The 21442-nt window shown below is 69.9% G+C and carries 17 protein-coding genes; 8 read left to right on the top strand and 9 right to left on the bottom strand.

Translation table 11 applies throughout. The annotated features are described in order from the left end of the window. Positions 1 to 322: 322 nt before the first annotated feature. Positions 323 to 1045 carry an energy transducer TonB gene (locus EV278_RS06685; RefSeq protein ID WP_132088386.1) on the bottom strand — a complete coding sequence of 241 codons (723 nt, stop codon included), beginning with the start codon at positions 1043 to 1045 and terminating at the stop codon, positions 323 to 325. A 197-nt stretch (positions 1046 to 1242) separates the two neighbouring features. Between EV278_RS06685 and EV278_RS06680 the strand changes: the two genes are divergently transcribed. Beyond that, positions 1243 to 2115 carry a transglycosylase SLT domain-containing protein gene (locus EV278_RS06680; RefSeq protein ID WP_132088383.1) on the top strand — a complete coding sequence of 291 codons (873 nt, stop codon included), beginning with the start codon at positions 1243 to 1245 and terminating at the stop codon, positions 2113 to 2115. A gap of 15 nt (positions 2116 to 2130) precedes the next feature. On the opposite strand, the gene EV278_RS06675 is transcribed toward EV278_RS06680, so the two are convergent. Then, on the bottom strand, positions 2131 to 3300 hold the full coding sequence (locus EV278_RS06675; protein WP_132088380.1) for a CaiB/BaiF CoA-transferase family protein: 1170 nt from the start codon (positions 3298 to 3300) through the stop codon (positions 2131 to 2133). Between the two features lie 65 nt (positions 3301 to 3365). Continuing rightward, positions 3366 to 5180 (bottom strand): ATP-binding protein, encoded by a 1815-nt coding sequence (locus tag EV278_RS06670; protein ID WP_132088377.1) that lies wholly within the window; start codon positions 5178 to 5180, stop codon positions 3366 to 3368. A 161-nt stretch (positions 5181 to 5341) separates the two neighbouring features. On the opposite strand from EV278_RS06670, the gene spbR reads away from it, so the two are divergent. Continuing rightward, complete coding sequence (gene spbR, locus EV278_RS06665) at positions 5342 to 6478, top strand: pole-localized protein SpbR (RefSeq protein ID WP_132088374.1); 1137 nt, start codon at positions 5342 to 5344, stop codon at positions 6476 to 6478. A 62-nt stretch (positions 6479 to 6540) separates the two neighbouring features. Further along, positions 6541 to 7317 carry an NUDIX hydrolase gene (locus EV278_RS06660; RefSeq protein ID WP_132088371.1) on the top strand — a complete coding sequence of 259 codons (777 nt, stop codon included), beginning with the start codon at positions 6541 to 6543 and terminating at the stop codon, positions 7315 to 7317. A gap of 323 nt (positions 7318 to 7640) precedes the next feature. Here EV278_RS06660 and EV278_RS06655 read toward each other — a convergent pair whose 3' ends face one another. The 6 genes from EV278_RS06655 to EV278_RS06630 form a co-directional block, all read right to left on the bottom strand. Beyond that, positions 7641 to 8492 carry a hypothetical protein gene (locus EV278_RS06655; protein WP_132088368.1) on the bottom strand — a complete coding sequence of 284 codons (852 nt, stop codon included), beginning with the start codon at positions 8490 to 8492 and terminating at the stop codon, positions 7641 to 7643. 27 nt (positions 8493 to 8519) lie between these two features. Continuing rightward, positions 8520 to 9263 (bottom strand): hypothetical protein, encoded by a 744-nt coding sequence (locus tag EV278_RS06650; RefSeq protein WP_132088365.1) that lies wholly within the window; start codon positions 9261 to 9263, stop codon positions 8520 to 8522. 341 nt (positions 9264 to 9604) lie between these two features. After that, positions 9605 to 10246: an ABC-type transport auxiliary lipoprotein family protein gene (locus tag EV278_RS06645; protein WP_347812818.1), complete on the bottom strand. Its 642-nt coding sequence runs from the start codon at positions 10244 to 10246 to the stop codon at positions 9605 to 9607. Further along, entirely contained in the window at positions 10243 to 11181 is a 939-nt protein-coding gene (locus EV278_RS06640; protein ID WP_132088362.1) for an MlaD family protein, read from the bottom strand. The genes EV278_RS06645 and EV278_RS06640 overlap by 4 nt, the downstream gene beginning before the upstream one ends. Then, a complete protein-coding gene (locus tag EV278_RS06635) occupies positions 11181 to 11960 on the bottom strand; it encodes an ABC transporter ATP-binding protein (RefSeq protein ID WP_132088765.1) in 780 nt (259 codons plus the stop codon). The genes EV278_RS06640 and EV278_RS06635 overlap by 1 nt, the downstream gene beginning before the upstream one ends. 62 nt (positions 11961 to 12022) lie before the next feature. Continuing rightward, on the bottom strand, positions 12023 to 13138 hold the full coding sequence (locus tag EV278_RS06630) for an MlaE family lipid ABC transporter permease subunit (protein WP_132088359.1): 1116 nt from the start codon (positions 13136 to 13138) through the stop codon (positions 12023 to 12025). A gap of 235 nt (positions 13139 to 13373) precedes the next feature. On the opposite strand from EV278_RS06630, the gene EV278_RS06625 reads away from it, so the two are divergent. The 5 genes from EV278_RS06625 to EV278_RS06605 all read left to right on the top strand — a co-directional run bounded on the left by EV278_RS06625 (position 13374) and on the right by EV278_RS06605 (position 21420). Next, positions 13374 to 14930: a glucan biosynthesis protein G gene (locus tag EV278_RS06625; RefSeq protein WP_132088356.1), complete on the top strand. Its 1557-nt coding sequence runs from the start codon at positions 13374 to 13376 to the stop codon at positions 14928 to 14930. Between the two features lie 155 nt (positions 14931 to 15085). Continuing rightward, entirely contained in the window at positions 15086 to 16327 is a 1242-nt protein-coding gene (locus EV278_RS06620; RefSeq protein WP_132088353.1) for a glycosyltransferase, read from the top strand. An 81-nt stretch (positions 16328 to 16408) separates the two neighbouring features. Beyond that, positions 16409 to 17935, top strand: coding sequence for a globin-coupled sensor protein (locus tag EV278_RS06615; protein ID WP_132088351.1), 1527 nt, complete (start codon positions 16409 to 16411; stop codon positions 17933 to 17935). Between the two features lie 63 nt (positions 17936 to 17998). Next, complete coding sequence (locus EV278_RS06610) at positions 17999 to 19558, top strand: tryptophan halogenase family protein (protein ID WP_132088348.1); 1560 nt, start codon at positions 17999 to 18001, stop codon at positions 19556 to 19558. 92 nt (positions 19559 to 19650) lie between these two features. Continuing rightward, a complete protein-coding gene (locus EV278_RS06605) occupies positions 19651 to 21420 on the top strand; it encodes a hypothetical protein (protein ID WP_132088345.1) in 1770 nt (589 codons plus the stop codon). Positions 21421 to 21442: the final 22 nt, after the last annotated feature.

Genomic DNA, 21442 nt, shown 5'->3' with positions numbered 1-21442 from the left:
TCGAAAAGTTCAAGGCTTTGATTTTGCTGGAATCTGTTCGCTATCCGCCGAGGATAACCTTCAACTTCCACTCATCCCGACGAAGGTCGGGACCCAAGCAGCCCGTCCGGACAGGGCGCGGCGGAAGGGACGGCTGCGATCGCCTGGCCGACTCGGCTTGGGTCCCGGCCTACGCCGGGATGAGTGGATTTGGGGGCTGCTGACTCGAACCCTTGGGGGACAGCGCCTTTGCTGGACCCGCCCCGTCCGACGTTGGGGACACGCACTCACACCAAAGACCCTGCAAACCTTCCGCCCCCTGCCGTGAGTGCGCGTCCCCGGCCTAGCCTTCGGCGGCGTCGAAGCGGATCGGGATGCGGACGCTGGCGCCGTCGACGGCCTGGCCGTTCTCCATCTGCGGGCTCATCCGGAAGAACCGCGACAGCTTGATGGCGGCCTTGCCGAAGCCTTCCTCCGAAGGGGTCTCGTCCAGCACGCTGCAGGTCTGGATCGAGCCGTTGGCGGCCACCGTGCAGTTCAGGGTGGCCATGCCGCCGACGCCCCGGCGCATGGCGCTTTCCGGATAGAACCGGCTGAACTCCGAAGCCCCCGGCTTCTTCAGCCAGTTGGGCCGGGTGACGACCTTGGGCAGGGGCGGGTCGACCACGACCGGAGGACCGGGCGGCAGGTCGGTTTTCAAGTCCACCGGACCGGGTCCGGGCGGATCGCGTGGACCTTCCACCGGCTTGACCGGCAGCGGATCGACCGTGGGAGTCGTGATCAGCGTCGGCTTGTGGATCAGCGGCGCATTCGACGTCGCCTTGGGCGGGACCGGCTTGTCGGGCTTGGGGGGATCGGGGATCACCGGATCGATCAGGATCGGCGTCGGATCGATGTACTCGATCTTCGTCGGCTCCACGTACTTCTGGTAGGCCAGGTAGGCGAACAGGCCCGCATGGGCGGCCGAGACCACGACCAGGGCCGCGACCAGGGCCTTGGACGGCTTGCCGCGCGGGGTGTCCAGGCCAGGAATGTAGGAACCGACCGCGCCGTCGTACGCAACCATGACAACCTCCTTCTTGATCGACCGCCCGAAGAGACCGGGATCGATGGCGCAAGCCTGTCACGGAGAATTACGTTTGTAAATATTACGAACGTAGAATTTTTACATCCGTAGCTGCGGCGACCCGCCACAGGCAATTTCTGCCGGGCCGCCAGGCATGGTTAAGGCGCGATTAACCATGCGGGCGCACATCTTCGGGCATGGCCAACGTCACCTCCATCCGCAGCGTCGTCGAGTCGGCGATCCAGCGCGCGTCCAGCGCGACGGGCGTGGATTTCTCGTTCCTGATGGGCACGGCCAAGCGCGAGAGCGGCTACAATCCCGCCGCCAAGGCGCGCACCTCGTCGGCCTCGGGCCTGTTCCAGTTCGTCGACCAGACCTGGCTGTCGACGCTGAAGAAGCATGGCGCCAAGTACGGCTACGCCCGCTATGCCGACCTGATCCAGCAGGGTTCGGACGGCAAGTACCGGGTGGCCGGCGACGAGGCCCGCAAGACGGTGCTGGGCCTGAAGCTGGACCCGCACGCCGCCTCGCTGATGGCCGGCGAACTGGCCAGCGACCACGCCTCCTATCTGCGCGGTCGGGTGGGGCGCTCGCCCACGGCCGGCGAACTCTACGCCGCTCATTTCCTGGGGCCGCAGGGCTCGGCCCGGCTGATCGAGGCCGTGGGCAACTCGCCCGGAGCCAGCGCCGCGGCCCTGTTCCCCGACGCGGCGGCCGCCAACCGCTCGATCTTCTATCGCGAGGGCCGGCCGGCCACGGTCAGCGAGGTCTACGCCAACCTGACCCGGACCGCCGGCGGCGGCGCGGCTTCCGCCCCCGCGCCGGAGTCCCGGCCCGACATGCCCGACACCGACCAGGGCTTCGTCCAGTACGCCACCGGCCGCCGGCTGGAGCGTATCCAGCAGCAGCAGGAACTGGTCAGCCTGATCCTGCGCGGCCCGCAGGACGCCGACAGCGGCTTCAGCTTCGCCTCGGGCGGCGGGTCGTCGGCCCAGCGCATGACCAGCTCTATGTTCTCGTCGGAAATGCTGCGGGTGCTGTCCGACGCCAGCGACAAGGCCAACCGGTAAGGGCCGGAAAGCCGCTCAACCCGCGATCCCGTCCCGCGACCACCCGATCTCCGCCAGTACGGCCGCCGTGTGTTCCCCCAGCCGGGGCGCCGGGCCTCTTGGCCCATCCTCCGCGCCCGGAAACCGGGCCGGGCCGGCCGGGGCGGGGAAGGTCGCGCCGTGGCCATCGGGGGTCTGCACGAAACAGCCGGCCGCCGCGGCCTGCGGATCGTCGATCAGGTCGCGCGGTGTCTGCCACGGCGCCCAGGTGATGTCGCCGGCGTCGAGGGCCGCGGCGGCCTGGGCGTAGTCCATCGCCCCGAAAGCCGCGTCCAGGATGTCGACCAGGGCCGCGCCGTGCTCGCGGCGCAGGCGGGCGCTGGAAAAGCGCGGGTCCTCGGTCAGCTCCGGACGGCCGACGGCGGCGGCGATCCGCGCCCAGTCGCTGGAGCCCTGGCGGACCAGCAGGCAGATCCAGCGGCCGTCGCGGGTCTGGAAGAAGTTGGCCAGGGGCTGCACCGCCTCGCGCCGCCCCCGTGTCGAGGCCAGTTTCCCGAACCGCAGCTGGATGGCCATGTCCGAGCCGATCGCATAGACGCCGGTCCGCAGCAGCGAGGTCTCGACCAGCCGGCCGACGCCGGTGCGCCGGCGTTCGTGGACCGCCGCCAGGATGGCGGACACCGTCGCCAGCGAGGTCACGTGGTCGCCCATGCCGGTGCGGATCGGGAAGGGCTCGGCGCCCTTGGGGGCGGTGATCGCGCCCACCCCGGCCCGCGACCAGAAGGCCGCCACGTCCATGCCCGGCCGGTCGGCGTCCGGACCGTCCAGGCCATAGCCGGTCAGGCTGCAATAGATCAGGCGCGGATTGACCGCCTTCAGGCTCTCGTAGTCGAGCCCGGCCCGCGCCAGGCCGGCGGGGCGGACATTGGTCAGGAAGACGTCGGCGCTCCTGGCCAGGGCCTTGGCGGCGTCGCGGCCGGCGTCGGTGCGGATGTCCAGCACCACCGAGCGCTTGCCCCGGTTGTCGAGTTCGAAGATCGGATTGGCGGCCTGGTCGGAACCGATGGTGTCGAAGAAGCCGCGCATCGGGTCGCCGTCGGGCGACTCGATCTTGATCACGTCGGCGCCCCAATCGGCCATGATCCCGGCCGCGCCCGGGGCGGCGATATAGGTGGCCAGTTCGATGACCCGCAGATCGCGCAGCATCCCGTCCTCCCACGTCTTGTCGTTGCGGGGACTGTGGACGATCCAAACGGTTGTTGGGAAGCGCTTTAGGCGACCGCGCTCTGGCCGGGGGGCAGGGACTTGCGGTCCAGCGCCGCCGCGTCGGCCACGGCCCGGGCCACGGCCGCGACGCTGACTGGCTTGCGCAGCACGGTGTCGGCCCCGGCGTCGAGGCACTCGCGGGCCTCGTCGGCGTCGCCGCCGATCACCGCCACGATCGCCACGTCGCTGTTGCCGCCGTCCAGGGCGCGCAAGGCGGCGGCGGTCTGCGGGCCGTCCATCACCGGCATCCGGCCGTCCAGCATCACCAGGTCGAAGTCGCAGATCCGCGCCAGGTCCAGGGCCCGGCGGCCGTTCTGGGCGTGGACCACCTGGTGGCCCAGCTGTTCGAGGATGGCCCGCAGCATGGCGGCGTTCAGGGCGTCGTCCTCGGCCACCAGGATCCGCAGGTTGCGCGGCGGGGCGCCGGCGGCCTCAACCGGCTGCGGCGTCTCGCCGCCGTCGGCGGGTTCGGCGACGCACAGGGCGTTCTCGTCGAACGGCAGGACCAGGGTGAAGCAGCTGCCGACGCCGACGGCGCTGGTCGCCTCCAGGGCCCCGCCCATCAGCCGGGCCAGCTGGCGCGACAGCGACAGGCCCAGGCCCGCGCCGTTGACGCCCGCTCCGGTGCGCTCGACGCGCTGGAACGCCTGGAAAGCCTGGTCCATCTCGCCAGGCGACAGGCCGGGGCCGGTGTCGGCCACCGCGATGGCGATCTGGTTGTCGCGCCGCTCGACCCGCACCTCGATCCGGCCGCGCACGGTGTACTTGACGGCGTTGCCGACGATGTTGGCGATGATCTGGCGGGTGCGCAGGGGATCGCCGATCGCGGCGCCCAGCGCGCGTTGCTCCAGGTCGGGCTCGACGTGCAGGGCCAGCTCCAGCCCCTTGGCCACGGCGTGCGGCCGGTCCAGCAGCACCAGGTCGCGGACCAGGCGGACCGGCTCGAAGGCGATGCTGTCGACCGCCAGGCGGCCCGACTCGGCGGTCTCGGAATCCAGGGTGGCGTTCAGCACCGCGACCAGGTCCTGGGCGGCGTCGAGGGCGGCGTTCAGCTGTTCGCGGGACGGCGCGGCGCGTCCACCCTTGCCGGCCGCGGCGGCCAGCACGTGGGTCACGCCGGTCAGGCCGTTGCGGATCTCGTGGCTGAGGGTGGCGACGATGTCGGACTTGGAGCGCGCGGCGCGCTCGGCGGCCTCCAGCACGGTCAGCCGTTCCTCCAGCAGGGTCTCGTGGGCCAGGGCCAGGGCGTGCTGGCGGCCCAGCATGCGGTTGAGGATCAGCGACAGGGCCATGGCCAGGGCGATCGCCCCGAAGGCCATGACGCCGGCCGATTCGCTGTCCGGGCGGGCGAACAGGAAGTACAGCGGCCCGATGGCGGCCACCGGCGCGGTCAGCAGCAGGGCCAGCAGGCAGGGGGCGGCGAAGAAGATGCAGATCACGGCCGCGCCGGCCGACAGCAGCAGCAGGGGCTCGCGCACCCCGCCCGCCCCGTCGGCGAAGGCGGCCATTTGACACACCGCCACCGCCCACAGCAGGCCCGACATCACCTGCACCCGCGCGCGTCGCGTCAGGTCCCGGGCCGCGTCGGTGCGCAGCCAGGCGACCACGCCGTAGAAGGCGCCCCAGTTGATCGCGAACACCGCGAAGCTGATCGCCATCCAGCCGGCGTTCTGCGCGAACGAGCCGGCCCAGACATAGACCGGCAGTCCGACAGCGAACACGGCCAGCGCATAGGGCAGCAGGGCGGTCTGGGCGTCGAGCGCCAGGCGGGCGTCGGCGCCGCCGTCCGCGGGGGTGTTTTGTGGGCGCTCGGCGAACAAGGACTGATTCCTCGACTGGTGAGGCCAGACCCTAGGGGATCGCGGTTTTCGCCGCGTTACGGCTTATCGTTAACGACCGCGGCTTTGAGGGCAAACAATCGTTAAGCATGATCGGCGATGATCCGACTCCCCGCCGTTCCCTGGGCCTGAGGGGGAGATCCATGGCCACCACCCGCGCCGCCCTGACCGAGCAAGACATCCGCATGCTGGTGAAGGGCGCGACGCCCGACGAGCGCGCCCTGGCCGCCCACAAGCTGTGCCGGACCATCGACCGGGCCGACCTGGACGACGAGCAGCGCGCCCTGGCCGCCGAGATCCTGCGGGTGATGGCCGCCGACGCCGCCGAGCTGGTCCGCCGCGCCCTGGCCGTAACCCTGCGCAACTCGCCGACCCTGCCGGCCGACGTCGCCAACCGCCTGGCCCGCGACGTCGAGAGCGTGTCGCTGCCGGTGATCAGCGCCTCGCCGGTGTTCAGCGACGCCGACCTGGCCGAGATCGTCCGCCTGGGCGGTCCGGTGCGCCAGCTGGCCGTGGCCAAGCGTCCCCGGCTGTCGGGCAAGGTCGCGGCCCTCCTGGTCGAGGAGGGCGGCGAGGAGGTGGTCGCCACCGTCTGCGCCAACGACAACGCCCGCATGTCGGAGACCGCCCTGCAGCGCGCCCTGGAACGGTTCGCCCGCTCCGAGAAGGTGCTGTCGGCGGTGGCCTACCGCTCGGCCCTGCCGCTGTCGGTCACCGAGCGCCTGATCGACATGGTCGGCGAACAGCTGCGCGACCACATCCTGGCCGCCCACCCGCTGTCGGCCGAACGGACCCTGGAGCTGATCCTCGGCGCCAAGGAGCGGGCGACGATCGACCTGGTCGATCAGGCCGGCCGCGCCGCCGACGCCAAGGCCTTCGCCGCCCACCTGGCCAGCGTCGGCCGGCTGACGCCGTCGCTGCTGCTGCGCGCCCTGGCCCATGGCCACATGACCTTCTTCGAGTGGGGCCTGGCCGAGCTGGCCGGCGTGCCGCATCACCGCACCTGGCTGATGATCCACGACGCCGGGATCCTGGGCCTGAAGGCGATCTGCGAGCGGGCCGGCCTGCCGCCCCGCCTGTTCCCGGCCCTGCGCGCCGGGGTCGACGCCTTCCACGCCCTGGAATACGACGGCCGCCCCGGCGACCGCGAGCGCTTCCAGGAGCACATGATCCAGCGCTTCCTGACCGCCTCGCCGGCCGTGTCGCGCGAGGACGCCGACTACCTGCTGGACCGGGCCGACCGGCTGCACGATCAGGCGAAGGCGGCGATCGCGGGGTAGGGGAGGCGAACGCCCGTTCGAAATCCCTGGCCGCCGCGCCGCTTCGGCGCCACGCTCATGCGATGACCGAGCGCGCCGCCGACCTCATCCGCCCCGCCGCCACCATCCTGCTGCTGCGCGACGCGCCAGCCCCTGGGCCCGGCTTCGAGGTGCTGATGGTCGAGCGCCACCACCAGATCGACTTCGCGGCCGGCGCCCTGGTCTTTCCCGGCGGCAAGACCCACGCCGGCGACCACGACCCGGCCTGGGCCGACCACGCCACCGGCTGGGACAGCGTCGGCGAGGACGGCGCGCCGCTGCGCATCGCCGCCCTCCGCGAGGCCTATGAGGAGGCCGGCGTGCTGCTGGCCCGCGACGCCGACGGCCGGACCTACGCCGGCGAGGCGGCGATCGACGTGCGGGCGGCGGTGGCCGACGACCGCACCGCCTTCCTCGACGTTGTCCGCGACCTGGGCCTGAAGCTGGACCTGGCCGCCCTGACGATCTTCGCCCGCTGGATCACCCCGCCGCTGACCGCCAAGCGCTTCGACACCTGGTTCTACGTCGCCCACGCCCCGGTGGCGCAACTGGCGGTCTGCGACGGCCACGAGGCGGTCGACGCCGAATGGATCGCGCCCGGCCAGGCCCTGGACCTGGCCGCCTCGGGCCGGCGCAAGGTGATCTTCCCCACCCGCATGAACCTGCAACTGCTGGCGCAGAGCCCGAACGCCGCGGCCGCCATCGACACGGCGCGGACCCGCCCGTTGGTCACGGTCGAACCCTGGGTCGACGGGGCGTCCCTGCGCATCCAGCCGGAGGCGGGGTATGGGGCGGTGGTCGAGCCGTTGGCGGGGTTGTAGGGGGGAGGCGGCGCCAACTCCCGACATTGACATCTATCCAGGCTCCGGACGTTCGACGCCGGTCTCAGCGTCAACGCCATCCTGAAGGCGCGTGGCCGCGCCGGTACAGGGAATCTACGCCTCTACCGTCAATCGACAGGTGCTAATGTCTAACGCCGAGCATTATCTAGACCGGATGCCAATGGCGTTCTTCCTTGAACCGCGCTGACAACGGCCCTAGGGCGGTTCGCCCACACGCGCGCGACGGAGCGTCATGGGGGTCACGTCGTGAGCCGGCCGTCCCGAGTCGCTTTTGAGGCAGCCTCAGCGTCGAGCAAAATCCACTACGTAGGCGCGGTTACCCCCTTGGCCTTGATCCAGCTATTAGACGCCTGATGTCGGGTCCCAAGCAGATAAACCCCGCTGTGGACATCGGTCAGCGACCACCCAGTGCACCCCGCGAGCAGTGACTGAAGTAGCGAATTGTTCGCGTAGAGCACGCCGGGCTCAAATGACGCGCCATCGATGCCAGCAGTGTCTGGCGGGGTCGTCACCAGTCCGGCGTCGTGGAGGATTGACAGGCCGGTGAAGATCGGACCTCCGGGCGGCAGGACAGGCTTAGGCTCCATTTGCGTCGCCGCTAGAGCTGGATTGGCGAACAGCGCGGTCATGAACATGGCCGTCGCGTTCCAACTCCCGATATAGGGCGGCCGGTCGGTGGGGTGCACAATGGGGCCGAGCCAGCGCTGCTGCGCCCTATCAAAGCGTTCCAGAGTGTCGGGCAAGGACGACGGCAGCACAACCCTCCGGAAGAGCGCGTTACCACCCCTTAGCGAGTTGATTATTGGCTCCGGCCCCCGTTCGAGGCAGAAGCTTCCTGCCGTCTTCAGGTCGTCATCGTTGATGTGTTCCAGCGCGCCGACGGCCGCTTCGGTGAATGTCAGATCGACCTGCGCCAAGTGGCCCCAGCACAGGCCGAGTGCGAAGCAAACGTGCCACGGGTTGGCGACGGGGAAGGCCGCGAGATGCTCCAGAATTTCCTCGCTGGCACCCTTGTTCAACGTCTGACCGTAGAATTTTAGGAGATCCAACGTCTTCCCGCGAACCGGGCCGCCTTTGACGCCCCCGCCCTTCTCGCAGAGGTCATTAAACTGGCGCTGGAGATCGTTCACCGGCTTGGAGATCAGAGCTTTCATCAGCGCCTCAGCTACGGAAAATAGCGTCTACTTCTTCTTGTTATTCGCCTTAATCGGCCGTGAGCGAAACGGCGCGGGCGGTTTGGGCGGGCCGCTTTCGCGACCTCCCCTTACCCGTTTTAGCGCATCCAGCATTTCCGGCGACGTCGCCAACTGATGCCAGCGCAGGCCCGGGGCGGAATGCGACGGCGACGGAACGAGGTGGATGTGGAAGGTGCTCAGCCATTCCGCGATCCGCTCAAACTGATCGATCACGGCTATCAAGTCTTCGCGGCGATAGACCAACACGCGCGAGTAATCGAGCTCGATACCTTCTCCGTACTGATCTCCGTTTTCTAGCCGTCCAGCAATCTCGACAAGAAACTCGAAGTTCGCTTCAGGATCGATGAGCAGCAGCCCATCCTCAATGGCTTCCGAGTATGCCCAGAGCCAATGGGAAAGCCGATTACGGTGCTTGTCGGCCGCCTTGGCCAAGGTCATCAAAGCCTGGAAGACGTCGTGACCTTCTGGATCGAGCGCAACCCGCGCCGCAGCGCGAAGCGCCTGAGTCTTGGCCGTTTGATGAATGGCCTCGTACATCGCAAACGATGGCGTGGCAGTTGACCCGAGGAAGGTCACCAACATTGAGCCGAAACGGGCATCGATAGAGGCTGACAACCCGACAATCTTGGCAGCCAGGACAGCATGCTCAGGTCGCTTGTCACAGGCATGATGTGCCGAGGTGAAAATCGGAATACTGCGTCGGTAGCTCGACAAGGGCTGGGGCGGCAAGATCGGTCTCCGGTCACGCAAACGAGTCAGGGCTAAGGGCAGGGGGCTAGCGCCCCAGCCTCACCCGCAAGCGCCGCTAGATAGTCTTCCCACGCCGTTGGGCCTCTGAACTCGTTATTCAACACCGTGCCAGGCGCATGGATGTGCGGCTCCCATCGCCGGCATTCGGACCCTCTTGTCAGCATGCGTTCCCCTTAGACGCTTCTTTGATCGCCTCGGGTTGTAGCTTGACCTTTCTCTCGGGCGCTTAGCAATGCTGATCTAGCTCCGTCGTTCCACCGACCGCTGCGCCCGAAAGCGGACCATCCCAAGGTCGGAGAAGAGTCAAAAGCCCCCAACCCCTACCCCGCCGGCAGCTTCGCCCCCGCCTCGCCGACCCAGTCGACGATCTCCGACAGCGCCTGGCCGACGGCCTGGTCGTAGGCGGGGACGATGGCCGAGAGGCGGTTGTCGGCGGCCTTGACGCGGGCGACGAACACCTTGTCGCCCAGCAGGGCGCGGTCGTTGCTGCGGGTCATGACGGCGCGGATCTCGACCAGCACCTCGGGCGCGGCCTTGGGGCCGTCGACATAGTCGGTCTCGAACGAGCGGACCTCCAGGCGCAGGGCCATGGCGGCCTTCAGCGCCTCGCCGCGGGTGACCAGCCGGGCCGGGCTGGCGTCGGACTCGAAGGCCCGGGCCACGGCCTCGTCGAACAGCACGATGGCCGGCGACACCCAGCGGGCGTCGGCGATGTAGGCGGCCTCGCCGTTGGTCACCGACAGCAGGCGGTCGCTCATGGCGGCGCGGGTGAAGACCGTCGGGGTCTTGAAGACCCCGAAGCTCTTGTCGCTGGCCGGCCGCGAGCTTTCGGCCGCAGCGTGGCCGAAGCGGTAGAGGCCGGCCGGCTCGCTCTTGGGGAACAGGCTGATGCAGCCGGTCAGGGCCAGGGCGGCGGCGGCGACCGTCAGCGACCGCAGGGGGATGCGCAGGGGGCTGATCACGGCTTGACCTCCAGTTCCTTGGCCGGCGCCTTGCCGACCAGGGCGCGCGGGTTCTGTTCGACTTCGCTGACCAGCCGGTCCAGGGACTCGGCGGCCGACTGCAGGGTGACGACGGCCGACGACAGCTGCGGCAGGCCGGTGCTGGCGAAGTCGCTGGTCGGGCCTTCCAGCTTGCCGACCATGCCGCGCACGTCCTTGGCGGTGGCCTTCAGCTCCTCGGCGGCGTCGCCCAGGTTCTTCAGGGTGCGCTTGGCGTCGCCGTTGGCCAGGCCGTTGGCCGAGTCCGACAGCTGGCCGATCTTGGTCGAGGTGGCCTCCAGGCTCTGCAGGGCCTTCTGGGCGTCGGCGATGATCGCCTTGCGCTCGCGCAGCTCGGCGGTGACCGACTTGACGTCCTTGAGCGAGGCGCTGAACGTCTTGACGTTGTCGTCGGACAGCACGCGGTTGACGCGGTCCAGGGCCTCGATGGTGCGGGTCAGCACCGTGCCGCCGCCTTCCAGCAGGTCGGAGAGAGCGCTGCGCTGGCTGCGGATCACCGGCACCTCGCCGCTGCGGACCGTGCTCTTCAGCAGCGGCTTGGACGGCGCGCCGGCGGTGATCTGCACGTAGTTGACGCCGGTGATGCCCTGGGGCTCCAGGGTGGCGAAGCTGTCGGTCTTGATCGGCACGTCCGAGGTGACGCGCACCCGGGCGATCACGCGGTTGGGGTCGGACTTGTCGAGGGCGATCTTGGTGACCTCGCCGACCTTGATGCCGTTGAAGTGCACCTCGCCGCCGTCCGACAGGCCGCGCACCGGGCCGACGAACAGCACGTCGTACAGGTCGTATTCCTGGTTGAAGCTCAGCTTGGCCAGCCAGACGGCGAAGACCAGCAGACCCATGAACAGGATCAGCGTGGCCGCGCCGACCAGGGCGTAGTTGGCGTTTCTTTCCATCAGCTCGTCCTCGGTGTCGACTGGGCCGGCGTCGCCTGGCCGGCGGCCGCGCGGCCGCGCGGTCCCATGAAGTACTCCTGGATCCACGGGTGGTCGGTCTTCTCCAGCTCCTGGACGGAGCCGGTGGCGACCACCTTCTTGTCGGCGATCACCGCGATGCGGTCGGTGATCTCGTAGAGGGTGTCCAGGTCGTGGGTGATCATGAACACCGTCAGGTCCAGGCTGTCGGACAGGTCCTTGATCAGGGTGTCGAAGGCCGCGGCGCTGATCGGGTCGAGGCCGGCGGTGGGTTCGTCCAGGAACAGCAGCTCGGGGTCCATGGCCAGGGCGCGGGCCAGGCCGGCGCGCTTGCGCATGCCGCCCGACAGCTCGGCGGGTTTGAGGTTGCCGGCCCGGGCGGGCAGGCCGACCAGGGCGATCTTCAGGTCGGCCAGGTGCTCGATCTCGCCCTTGGGCAGGCGGGTGTGCTCGTGCAGCGGCGCGGCGACGTTCTCGCGCACGGTCAGGTTCGAGAACAGCGCCCCTTGCTGGAACAGCACGCCCCAGCGGCGCTCGATCACGTTCCAGCGGCGGCGCGAGGCGTCGGCCATGTCCTGGCCGAACAGCTTGACCGAGCCGCCGTCGGGGATCTTCAGGCCGATGATGGTGTTGAGCAGCACCGACTTGCCCGCGCCCGAGCCGCCGACCACGCCCAGCACCTCACCGCGCTCGGCGGTCAGGTCCAGGCCGTCGTGGATGACGTTGTCGCCGAACCGCGAGACCAGGCCCGTGACCCGGATCGGCGGGGCCTCGGCGGTCGAGGGGGGCTCGTCCTCGGTCGCCCGGGAAGTCTTCGCCGGGCTCACAGGTTCAGCTCCATGTAGATCAGGGCGAAGATCGCATCGATGAAGATGATCGCGAAGATGGCGTGGACGACGGCGGCGGTGACGCGCCGGCCCAGGGACTCCACGTCGTTGCCGACCTCCATGCCCTGGCGGCAGCCGATGGCGGCGATGACCATGGCCATGACCGGGGCCTTGGACAGGCCGATCCAGAAGTGCTGCACGCCGATCGAGTCCTGCATCCGCTGCAGGAAGAAGGTCGGCGACAGGTCCAGCGCCGTCCAGGTCACCAGCATTCCGCCGCCCAGGCCCGCCAAGGTGGCCACGAAGGTCAGCAGGGGGATGGTGATCAGCAGGGCGGCGAAGCGCGGCAGGACCAGGGCCTCGTACGGGTCGACCCCCATCACCTGCATGGCGTCGATCTCCTGGTTCATCTTCATCGAGCCCAGTTCGGCGGCGAAGCTGGAGGCCGAGCGGCCGGCCAGCAGGATGGCGGTGATCAGGATGTTGAACTCGCGCAGCACCGAGATGCCGATCAGCTCGACGGCGAACACCTGGGCCCCGAACTGGGTCAGGAGGTTGGCGCCCAGCAGGGCCACGACCGCGCCGATGAAGAAGGTGGTGACGGCCACGATCGGGATCGCGTCCAGGCCGGCGCGCTCGGCCAGGGCCACCACCGGCGCCCAGCGGATGCGGCTGGGCTTGGCGATGCAGCGGCCGATGGCGACCAGTAGGTGGCCCAGGAACGCCAGGGTGCTGTAGAGGTCGTCGGCCAGGCCGTAGACGCCGCGGCCGATGCGCTCCAGCACCTCCAGGAAGCCCTTGCGCGGCGGCGCGGCCTCGGGCTCGACCTGGATGGCGTCGTCGACCAGCTGCAGCAGGCGCTGCGTGCGCGGCCCGGCCTGGATCTTGCCCGTGCCGATCCGGCCGTCGGCGGCGCGGAGGATGGCGTAGGCTCCGGCGGTGTCGCAGCGGGTGATCTCGCGCAGGTCCAGGTCGACGGTCCGTGAGCCTTCCATCGCCTGGACCAGGCGCTCGCCGGCGTCGACCATGCCGCGCGCGGTCCAGTCCCCCGAGAGCACAGCGGTCTTGTGACCGGCGGTCTCCTTGAGGGTGAAATCAGCCGGAACGCCCATGAAGTCTCGTCGGTCCCTGTCATCCGCCGTCGAACTTACCAAGACGCTCGACCAAGCCCAAACGTGCCAAGGCCAGGCTTGTTGCAACGCTTACTGCACTAGGAATAGGCGGGTGCGACGCGTCGCGCCAGCGGCCTTCTGGGCCTGTGTTCAGGAATAGGGCGAATGCGCGGAGCTTTGTCGCCAAAGGTGCGTTGTATGGCCTGCAACGGGGGCGTTGCTCTAAAAGGCCCGAATGTTCTCCAGTCCGATCAACCGCCGCGCTACGCTCGGCCGGCTTTCGCTGTCCGCCGTCCTGGCCATGGCGCCGCGCCTGGCCGCCGCCCAGGTCCCCACGGTTTCGACGCCCGCCGCCGTCGACGACGCCAGCCAGCCGTTCTCGGTCGAGGGGCTGCGCGACAAGGCCCGCGCCCTGGCGGTCGCGCCCTATGCCAAGCCGCCGGCCCCGCCGACGATGACGGGCCTGACCTACGACGACTATTTCCGTATCCGCTTCCGGTCCGAAGCCGATCTGTGGAGGGAGGGGCCGACCGCCTTCCGGGCCGAGTTCTTCCCGCCGGCCTGGCTGTATCCGCGCCCGCTGCCGCTTTACGAGGTGGTCGCCGGCGCGGCCCGGCCGATCGCGTTCGACCCGGCGATGTTCGAGATCCCGGGCGAGCACGCCGACGTCGCCAAGACCTGGAACGGCTTTTCCGGCTTCCGGCTGCTGTGGCCCCTGAACGAGCCGGACAAGCAGGACGAGGTCGCCGTGTTCCAGGGCGCCAGCTACTTCCGCGCCCTGGGCCGGGGCCAGCGCTACGGTCTGTCGGCGCGCGGCCTGGCGATCGGGGCCGGCGAGCCGAACGAGGAATTCCCCGACTTCATCGCCTTCTGGCTGGAGCGGCCTCAGGGCGCCGGCCAGGCGGCCGACGGCGAGGCGGTGGTCGTCCACGCCCTGATGGACAGCCCCAGCTGCACCGGCGCCTACAGTTTCACGATCCGGCCTGGCGAGGACGTGGTCTTCGACGTCGCCGCCAGCGTCTTTCCCCGCGCCGACATGGTCAAGGCCGGCGTGGCGGCGATGAGCAGCATGTTCCTGTTCAACGTCGCCGACCCGTCGCCGGTCCCCGACTACCGCACCGCCGTGCACGACAGCGACGGCCTGGCGATCTGGACCGGGAAGGGCGAGCACCTCTGGCGGCCGCTGCAGAACCCCAAGGCTCACCGCCTCAGCCACTTCCCCGACGAGAACCCCAGGGGCTTCGGCCTGGTGCAGCGGGCCAGGGCGCTGGAGGACTTCGGCGACCTGCAGGCCCGCTACGACCTGCGGCCCAGCCTGTGGGTCGAGCCCCTGAACGCCTGGGGCGAGGGCGCGGTGCATCTGGCCGAGCTGGCCACCACCAAGGAGACCGACGACAACATCGCCGTCTTCTGGCGGCCCAAGACGCCCTGGGCGGCCGGGTCGCAGGTCGACCTGCGCTATCGCCTGCACTGGGGCCAGGAGCGCTTCGCCAGCCCCGACGCCCGGGTGTTCCGCACCCGCACGGGGGCCGACGCCCAGGCCGGCCTGCGCCTGTTCACCGTCGACCTGCAGGGCGGCGCCCTGGCCGAGGGGCTGGACGGCGTGACCCTGGACCTCCAGGCGGAGGGCGGCGAGATCGCCTGGCGCGACCTGTCGCCCTATCCGGACGAGGCGGCGGCCCGCGCGGCCTTCGGCGTGCGGCCCAAGGCGGCCGACATCGACCTGTCGCTGCGGCTGACCCGGGGCGATCGGGTGATTTCCGAGACCTGGCGGTACCTCTGGACGGCATAGGCGTCGCGCCGGCGCCAACCGGAGAAAAAGGCCTGCTCCGCGGCGCGCCTCGTCCCCGCCTGATGGTGATCTGGGGATGAACCCGTTTCGTTCAAGAATTGGCAGGAGGCGATTTATGCGCAGTCTGTAGCGTCCTCAACCAAGGAGAGGACGAGATGCGGGTGTTGCTGTCGACCTTTGGATCGCGCGGGGATGTCGAGCCGATGGCGGGCCTCGCCTCCGCCTTGCGGGCGCGGGGCGCCGAGGCGGTGGTGTGCGCCCCGCCGGATCCCGAATTCGTCGCGCTGGTTTCGCGGGCCGGCGCGCCCCTGGCCCCCGCCTTCACGCCGGTGCGCCGGTGGGTGGCCGACGCTCTGGCCAACCGGCCGCCGATGGACCTGTCCCAGCGCGCGGCGGGAGTGCTGACCGCCCAGTTCGCGGCGATCTCGGCGGCGGCCGAGGGCTGCGACGCGATCCTGGCGGCGGGCCTGTTCCCGTCCACCGCCGCCGCCCGCTGCGTGGCCGAACTGCGGGGCGTCCCTTACGTCTACGCGGCCTATTGTCCGGTGTTCCTGCCGTCGACCCATTACCGGCCGCTGCCGTTTCCCGGTCACCCGGTTCCGGCGGAGGTGACCGACAACCAGGTGCTGTGGGCGCGGAACGCCGAGGCCATGAACGCGATCTTCGGGACGGCGTTCGGCGCCCTGCGCGCCGAAAACGGCCTGCCGCCGGTGGACAATGTGCGCGACCACGTCTTCACCGACCGGCCGTGGCTGGCCTCGGATCCCGTCTTGAGCCCCTGGCGTCCCACGCCCCTGCGCGAGGTGGTGCAGACCGGCGCGTGGGTCCTGCCCGACGACCGCCCGCTGCCGTTCGCCCTGGAGGCCTTCCTGACCGCCGGCCCGCCGCCGGTCTATGTCGGCTTCGGCAGCATGCCGATGGAGGCCCTGAAGGCGGCCGCCCGGGCGGCCATTGAGGCGGCCCGGGCCCACGGTCGGCGGGTGCTGCTGGCTCACGGCTGGGCCGAGGCGTCCCTGGGCGACGACCGGGACGACTGTTTCGAGATCGGCGAGGTCAACCAGCAGGCGCTGTTCGGCCGCGTGGCGGCGGTCGTGCACCACGGCGGCGCGGGCACCACGACGACCGCCGCGCGGGCCGGCGCGCCCCAGCTGGTCGTTCCGCAGATCGCCGACCAGCCCTATTTCGCCGGCCGGGTGGCCGAACTGGGCGTCGGCGTCGCCCATGACGGTCCCACGCCCAGCGTCGAGTCCCTGTCGGTCGCGCTCCACACGGTCCTGGCGCCCGAGACCCGCGCCCGGGCCGCCGCCGTGGCCGCCGCCATGCGTCCGGATGGCGCGGCCGTGGCGGCCGAACGCGTGCTCGCCGTGGTCGGCGACGGCGAACGCTTGAGCCCTTAAGGGGCGTGGATTTCAAACCTCGGTTAACCAAAATCGGTCACTTCTCTCGACCTTGTGGATTTCGGGACTCGGGGCCGTGGCATGAGCGTCAATCAGCAACTCGACCAGCGCATGGCCTTCATGCGGTTCGACCACCGCGCCCGGGCGGCGCTGAAGGCGGCCAAGCCGATGGTCGACGGCGAGATCCAGGCCGCGCTCGACAGCTTCTACGACCAGGTCCGCGCCTATCCCGAGATGCGTGACCTGTTCGCCAGCCGCACGCAGATGGACGCCGCCCAGGCCCGCCAGGGCGAGCACTGGCGAAAGCTGGCCAGCGCCGAGTTCGGCCCAGACTACGCCGACGGCGTGCAACGCGTCGGCCAGGCCCATGTCCGCGCCGGGCTGGAGCCCCGCTGGTACATCGGCGGCTACGCCCTGGTGGCCGAGCACCTGATCCGCGCGGTGCTGGCCAAGCGCGCCAAGGGCGGCCTGTTCGGCGGCAAGGGCGAAGGCGAGGTCGCCGACCAGGTCGTGGCCCTGGTCAAGGCCACCTTCCTGGACATGGACCTGGCGATCTCCAGCTATCTCGACACCCTGCAGGAGGAGCGCGAGCGGATGGCCGCCGAACGCCAGGCCGCCGAGCAGCGCCAGGCCGCGGCGGTGGCCGCCGTGGGCCAGGCCCTGTCACGCCTGGCGGCCGGCGACCTGTCGGCCCGGGTCGACGGCGCGTTGTCGCCGGAGTTCCTCAGCCTGAAGGCCGACTTCGACCACGCCGCCGCCGCCCTGGCCGATACGGTCAAGGCCGTCGAGCGCGCCACCTCGGGCATCCGCTCGGGCGTCGACGGCATCGCCCACGCGGCCGACGACCTGGCCCAGCGCACCGAACACCAGGCCGCGACCCTGGAACAGACCGCCGCCGCCGTCGAGCAGTTGACCGCCACGGTCGAGCGCACGGCCAAGAGCGCCAAGGCCGTCTCGGCCCAGGTCAGCGAAGCCGCCGCCGACGCCCAGCGCTCGGGCGCGATCGTCACCCGCGCCGCCGAGGCCATGACCCAGATCGAGACCTCCTCGGCCAAGGTCTCGCAGATCCTGGGCGTGATCGACGAGATCGCCTTCCAGACCAACCTGCTGGCCCTGAACGCCGGGGTGGAAGCCGCCCGAGCTGGCGACGCCGGCCGCGGCTTCGCCGTCGTCGCCCAGGAAGTTCGCGCCCTGGCCCAGCGCTCGGCCGACGCCGCCAAGGAGATCAAGACCCTGATCGCCGATTCGAGCCGCCAGGTGGGCGAGGGCGTCGATCTGGTCGGCCAGACCAACCAGGCCCTGCGCGGCATCGTCGACAAGGTGGGCGTGATCGACACCCTGGTCGACGAGATCGCCGCCTCGGCCAACGAGCAGGCCTCGGCGCTGGGCCAGGTCAATGTGGCGGTCAACCAGCTGGACCAGGTGACCCAGCGCAACACGGCCATGGTCCAGCAGTCGACCGAGGCCACCCGCGCCCTGCGCGTGGAGGCCGCGGACCTGTCCAGCCATGTCAGCGGCTTCCGCACGGGGCCGGCGTCCTACGCGGGCGACAATCCGGTGCACCAGCAGCACGCCCGCGTCGCCGCCTTCGCGCGTCCGGGGCGGTAGCCTCGGTTTCGTCTCCAGAACTTTGCTTTCCGCTTTTGGCGCGGAGGGCGCTATCAAGGCGGCATGGATCGTAGACGCAGAATCCTGATCGTCGGCGGCGGCGCGGCCGGGTGGCTGACGGCCGCCTACCTGGCCAAGTCGCTGCGGATCGCCGAACAGGCGCATCTGGAGATCACCCTGCTGGAATCGCCCGAGGTGGGGATCATCGGGGTGGGCGAGGCCACCTTCCCGACCATCCGCACGACCCTGCAGTTCCTGGGCGTCGACGAGGCCCGGTTCATCCGCGAGACCTCGGCCACCTTCAAGCAGGGCATCCGCTTCAACGACTGGGCCTGGGCGCCGACCGAAAACGGCGAGCGTCACCAGTACTTCCATCCGTTCGAGGCCCCGTTCTCGACCGACGGCGCCAGCCTGGCGCCGTACTGGCTGCTGCAGAACGAGGCCACCCGCGCGCCGTTCGCCGAGGCCATGACCATCCAGGCGCGGGTCGCCGACGCCCAGCGCGCGCCCAAGCGCCCGCACGAGGGCAACTTCTCCGGCCCGCTGAACTACGCCTACCATTTCGACGCCGCCAAGCTGGCCCAGGTGCTGGCCGAGCGGGCCCGCGAGCTGGGCGTGCGCCACCTGCAGGGCCGGCTGACCCAGGTCGAGCTGGATGCGACCGGCGCCATCGACCACGTGGTCTGCGCCGAGCACGGCCGGCTGGAGGCCGAGCTCTATATCGACTGCACGGGCTTCCACGCCGAGCTGATCGGCAAGGCGCTGAAGGCGCCGTTCAAGTCGGCGCGGCCGATCCTGTTCGCCGACCGCGCCCTGGCCTGCAAGGCGTCCTACGACCGTCCCGACGCCCCGATCCAGAGCTTCACGATCGCCACCGCCCACGAGGCCGGCTGGATCTGGGACATCGGGCTGAAGGACGCGCGCGGCGTCGGCTGCGTCTATTCCAGCGACCATGTCGACGACGACCGGGCGCTGGCCATCCTGGGCGACTATGTCGGGCGGGACGTCGAGATCGCGCCCCGGGCGCTGTCATTCGAGGCCGGCTATCGCACCCGGCAGTGGGTCAAGAACTGCGTGGCGGTGGGCCTGTCGGCGGGGTTCCTGGAGCCGCTGGAGTCCACCGGGGTGGTGCTGATCGAGGCGGCCGTGGCGATCATCGCCGAGCTGTTCCCGCACAACGGCCCGATCAGCGCCCCGGCCTTGCGCTTCAACGAGCTGATGACCGCCCGCTACGACAACATCATCACCTTCCTGAAGCTGCACTACTGCCTGAGCCGGCGGAGCGAGCCGTTCTGGCGGCAGAACGCCGACCCCGCCACCATGCCCGAGCGGCTGGTCGACCTGCTGGAGCAGTGGCGCTGGCGGCCGCCCACCCGCTACGACTTCATCCTGGATCTGGAGACCTTCGCCTTCTTCAACTACCAGTACATCCTGTACGGCATGGGCTTCAAAACCGACCTGTCGCCGGGCCGCGACGAGTTCCCGGACGTGGCGGGAGCCGAGAAGCTGTTCGCCAAGATCCGCAACTTCGGCGAACGGGCCACCCATGACCTGCCCAGCCACCGCGACCTGATCGCCCAGATCAACCGCTTCGGCTTCGACCGGTCGCTCGAGCCAGCCTGAGGACGACGGGCGGGGACACTAGGGTATTCCCCAGCTGTTTCTTCCCGGCGCGGGGGCGCAGGCTCTTCGCGTTCCGTGGAAGGAGCCCATCCATGTTGAGCGCGGACGGCGGCGGCTCGGTGACCGCCACATCCCAGACCAGCCCGGTCGACCATGGCCTCTCGGCCCAGATCGCCAGCCAGGTCGCGACCCAGGTCACGCCGCAGAGCGAGGCCCAGCGGGTCACCAGCCAGACCGACGACCGGGCCAAGGCCCAGGCCTTCGCCACGGCCTACAACGCCGCCCCCGCCGACCAGCGCGAGGCCCTGGTGCGGGAGGTGTTCGCCAAGGATCCCGAGGCGCTGAACGGCTGGCTCAACCCCGAGAGCGTCAACACGCTGGTGAAGGACGGCTGGCTGACCGACAACGAGCGGGCGGGCCTGGCCGAGGCGGTCGCCCTGGGGTTCAACAAGGGCGCCATTCCCATCGAGCCGGGCCAGGCGGCCTATTCGATCACGACCAGCCTGGCCTTCGACCAGATCCCGGTCCAGAACACCGGCCTGGCGCCGCACCAGGAGGTCGACGGCCTGCCGGCGGCCTACCAGTACGCCGACAACATCAACCAGTTCCTGGAGTTCTTCGGGTCCTCGCCCAGTCCCGAGGTCGCCGCGTTCCGCGAGAACTACGCCAACCACCTGATCGACACCTATGTCGACAACCCCAAGCAGCAGAACTACGATGTCCGCGACGCGGCCGCCCATTTCGCGACCCAGATCCTGGCGGACAGGGCCGCGCCGCGCGAGCTGGCCTCGCAGGTCCTGTTCGATCGCTATGGCGCCAATCCCGAAGGCTTCCGCGCCTTCGCCCAGTACGCGGCGCAGGGCGGGCTCTACACGTCGGAACCCTATCTGCAGGGCATTACCGAGATGTGGGGCGGCGACGAGCAGGCCAGCCGTTACGCCATCGATGATCCGGTGATCGCCCTGGCCCAGGCGGCCGACGGCTATCGCGGCAACGTCCCGACCCATCTCGTGCCGCCCCTGGCCACCGAGGCCTCGAACTGGCTGGCCACCGAGCTGACCGGCCTGATCGCCAACCCGCCCGAGCTGTCCAACACCCACGAGAGCCTGGCCACCACCGAGCGCACCCAGGCGATCACCGGCGCCTTCGTCAGCCATGCCGACGCGGTGCTCGACCACTTCACCAATCCCGACGTGGAGTCCGAGCACTACCGCGACACCGACATGAACCAGTGGCAGTACAATCTCGACACCTTCTCCGGCTTCCTGCAGCGGACGATGTTCGCGTCCGACGTGATCGGCGGGGCCGCGGTGCGCGACAAGGTGCTGGACTATATCGGCGACCAGCGCGCGATCGTCGAAAGCGGCACCAACCCTGGCAACCTGTCCGAACAGCGCATCGCCCTGCTCAGCGCCACCACCGTGGAAGCCGTGCGCAACATCCAGAGCGACATCGCCGCCGAGAAGGCCGAGCGGGAGGAACTGATCGGCTTCACCGTCGACCTGGCCCTGACCGCCCTGCCTCTGCCCAGCAAGGCCAACGACGCGGTGACCGGGGCGCTGGGCCAGCTGTTCGGCGCGGGTCCGATCGGCACGGCGGTGAAGGACTTTTCGGGCCAGCTGGTGGACGCCGGCACGGGCCGCCTGACCGACGAGGCCAAGGCCTGGCTCACCGAGCACGCCACGCCGTCCGAGGCCCAGCTGCTGGACGCCTATACGGCGCAGGACGGCCTGACCGCCGCCACGGTGACCCTGTACGAGCAGCAGAGCCGCAATCCGGCGATCGGCCCCGAACTGGCCGACGACTACCAGGACATCGTCTCGGCCTACAACATCTACAACAACTGGGCCGACACCCGCTGAGGGGCGTCGGGGACCGCGCAAA

Origin of the sequence: Caulobacter sp. BK020 (assembly GCF_004342605.1) — a bacterium.
Classification (GTDB): Bacteria; Pseudomonadota; Alphaproteobacteria; order Caulobacterales; family Caulobacteraceae; genus Caulobacter.
This window is presented reverse-complemented; position numbering and strand designations above follow the sequence as displayed.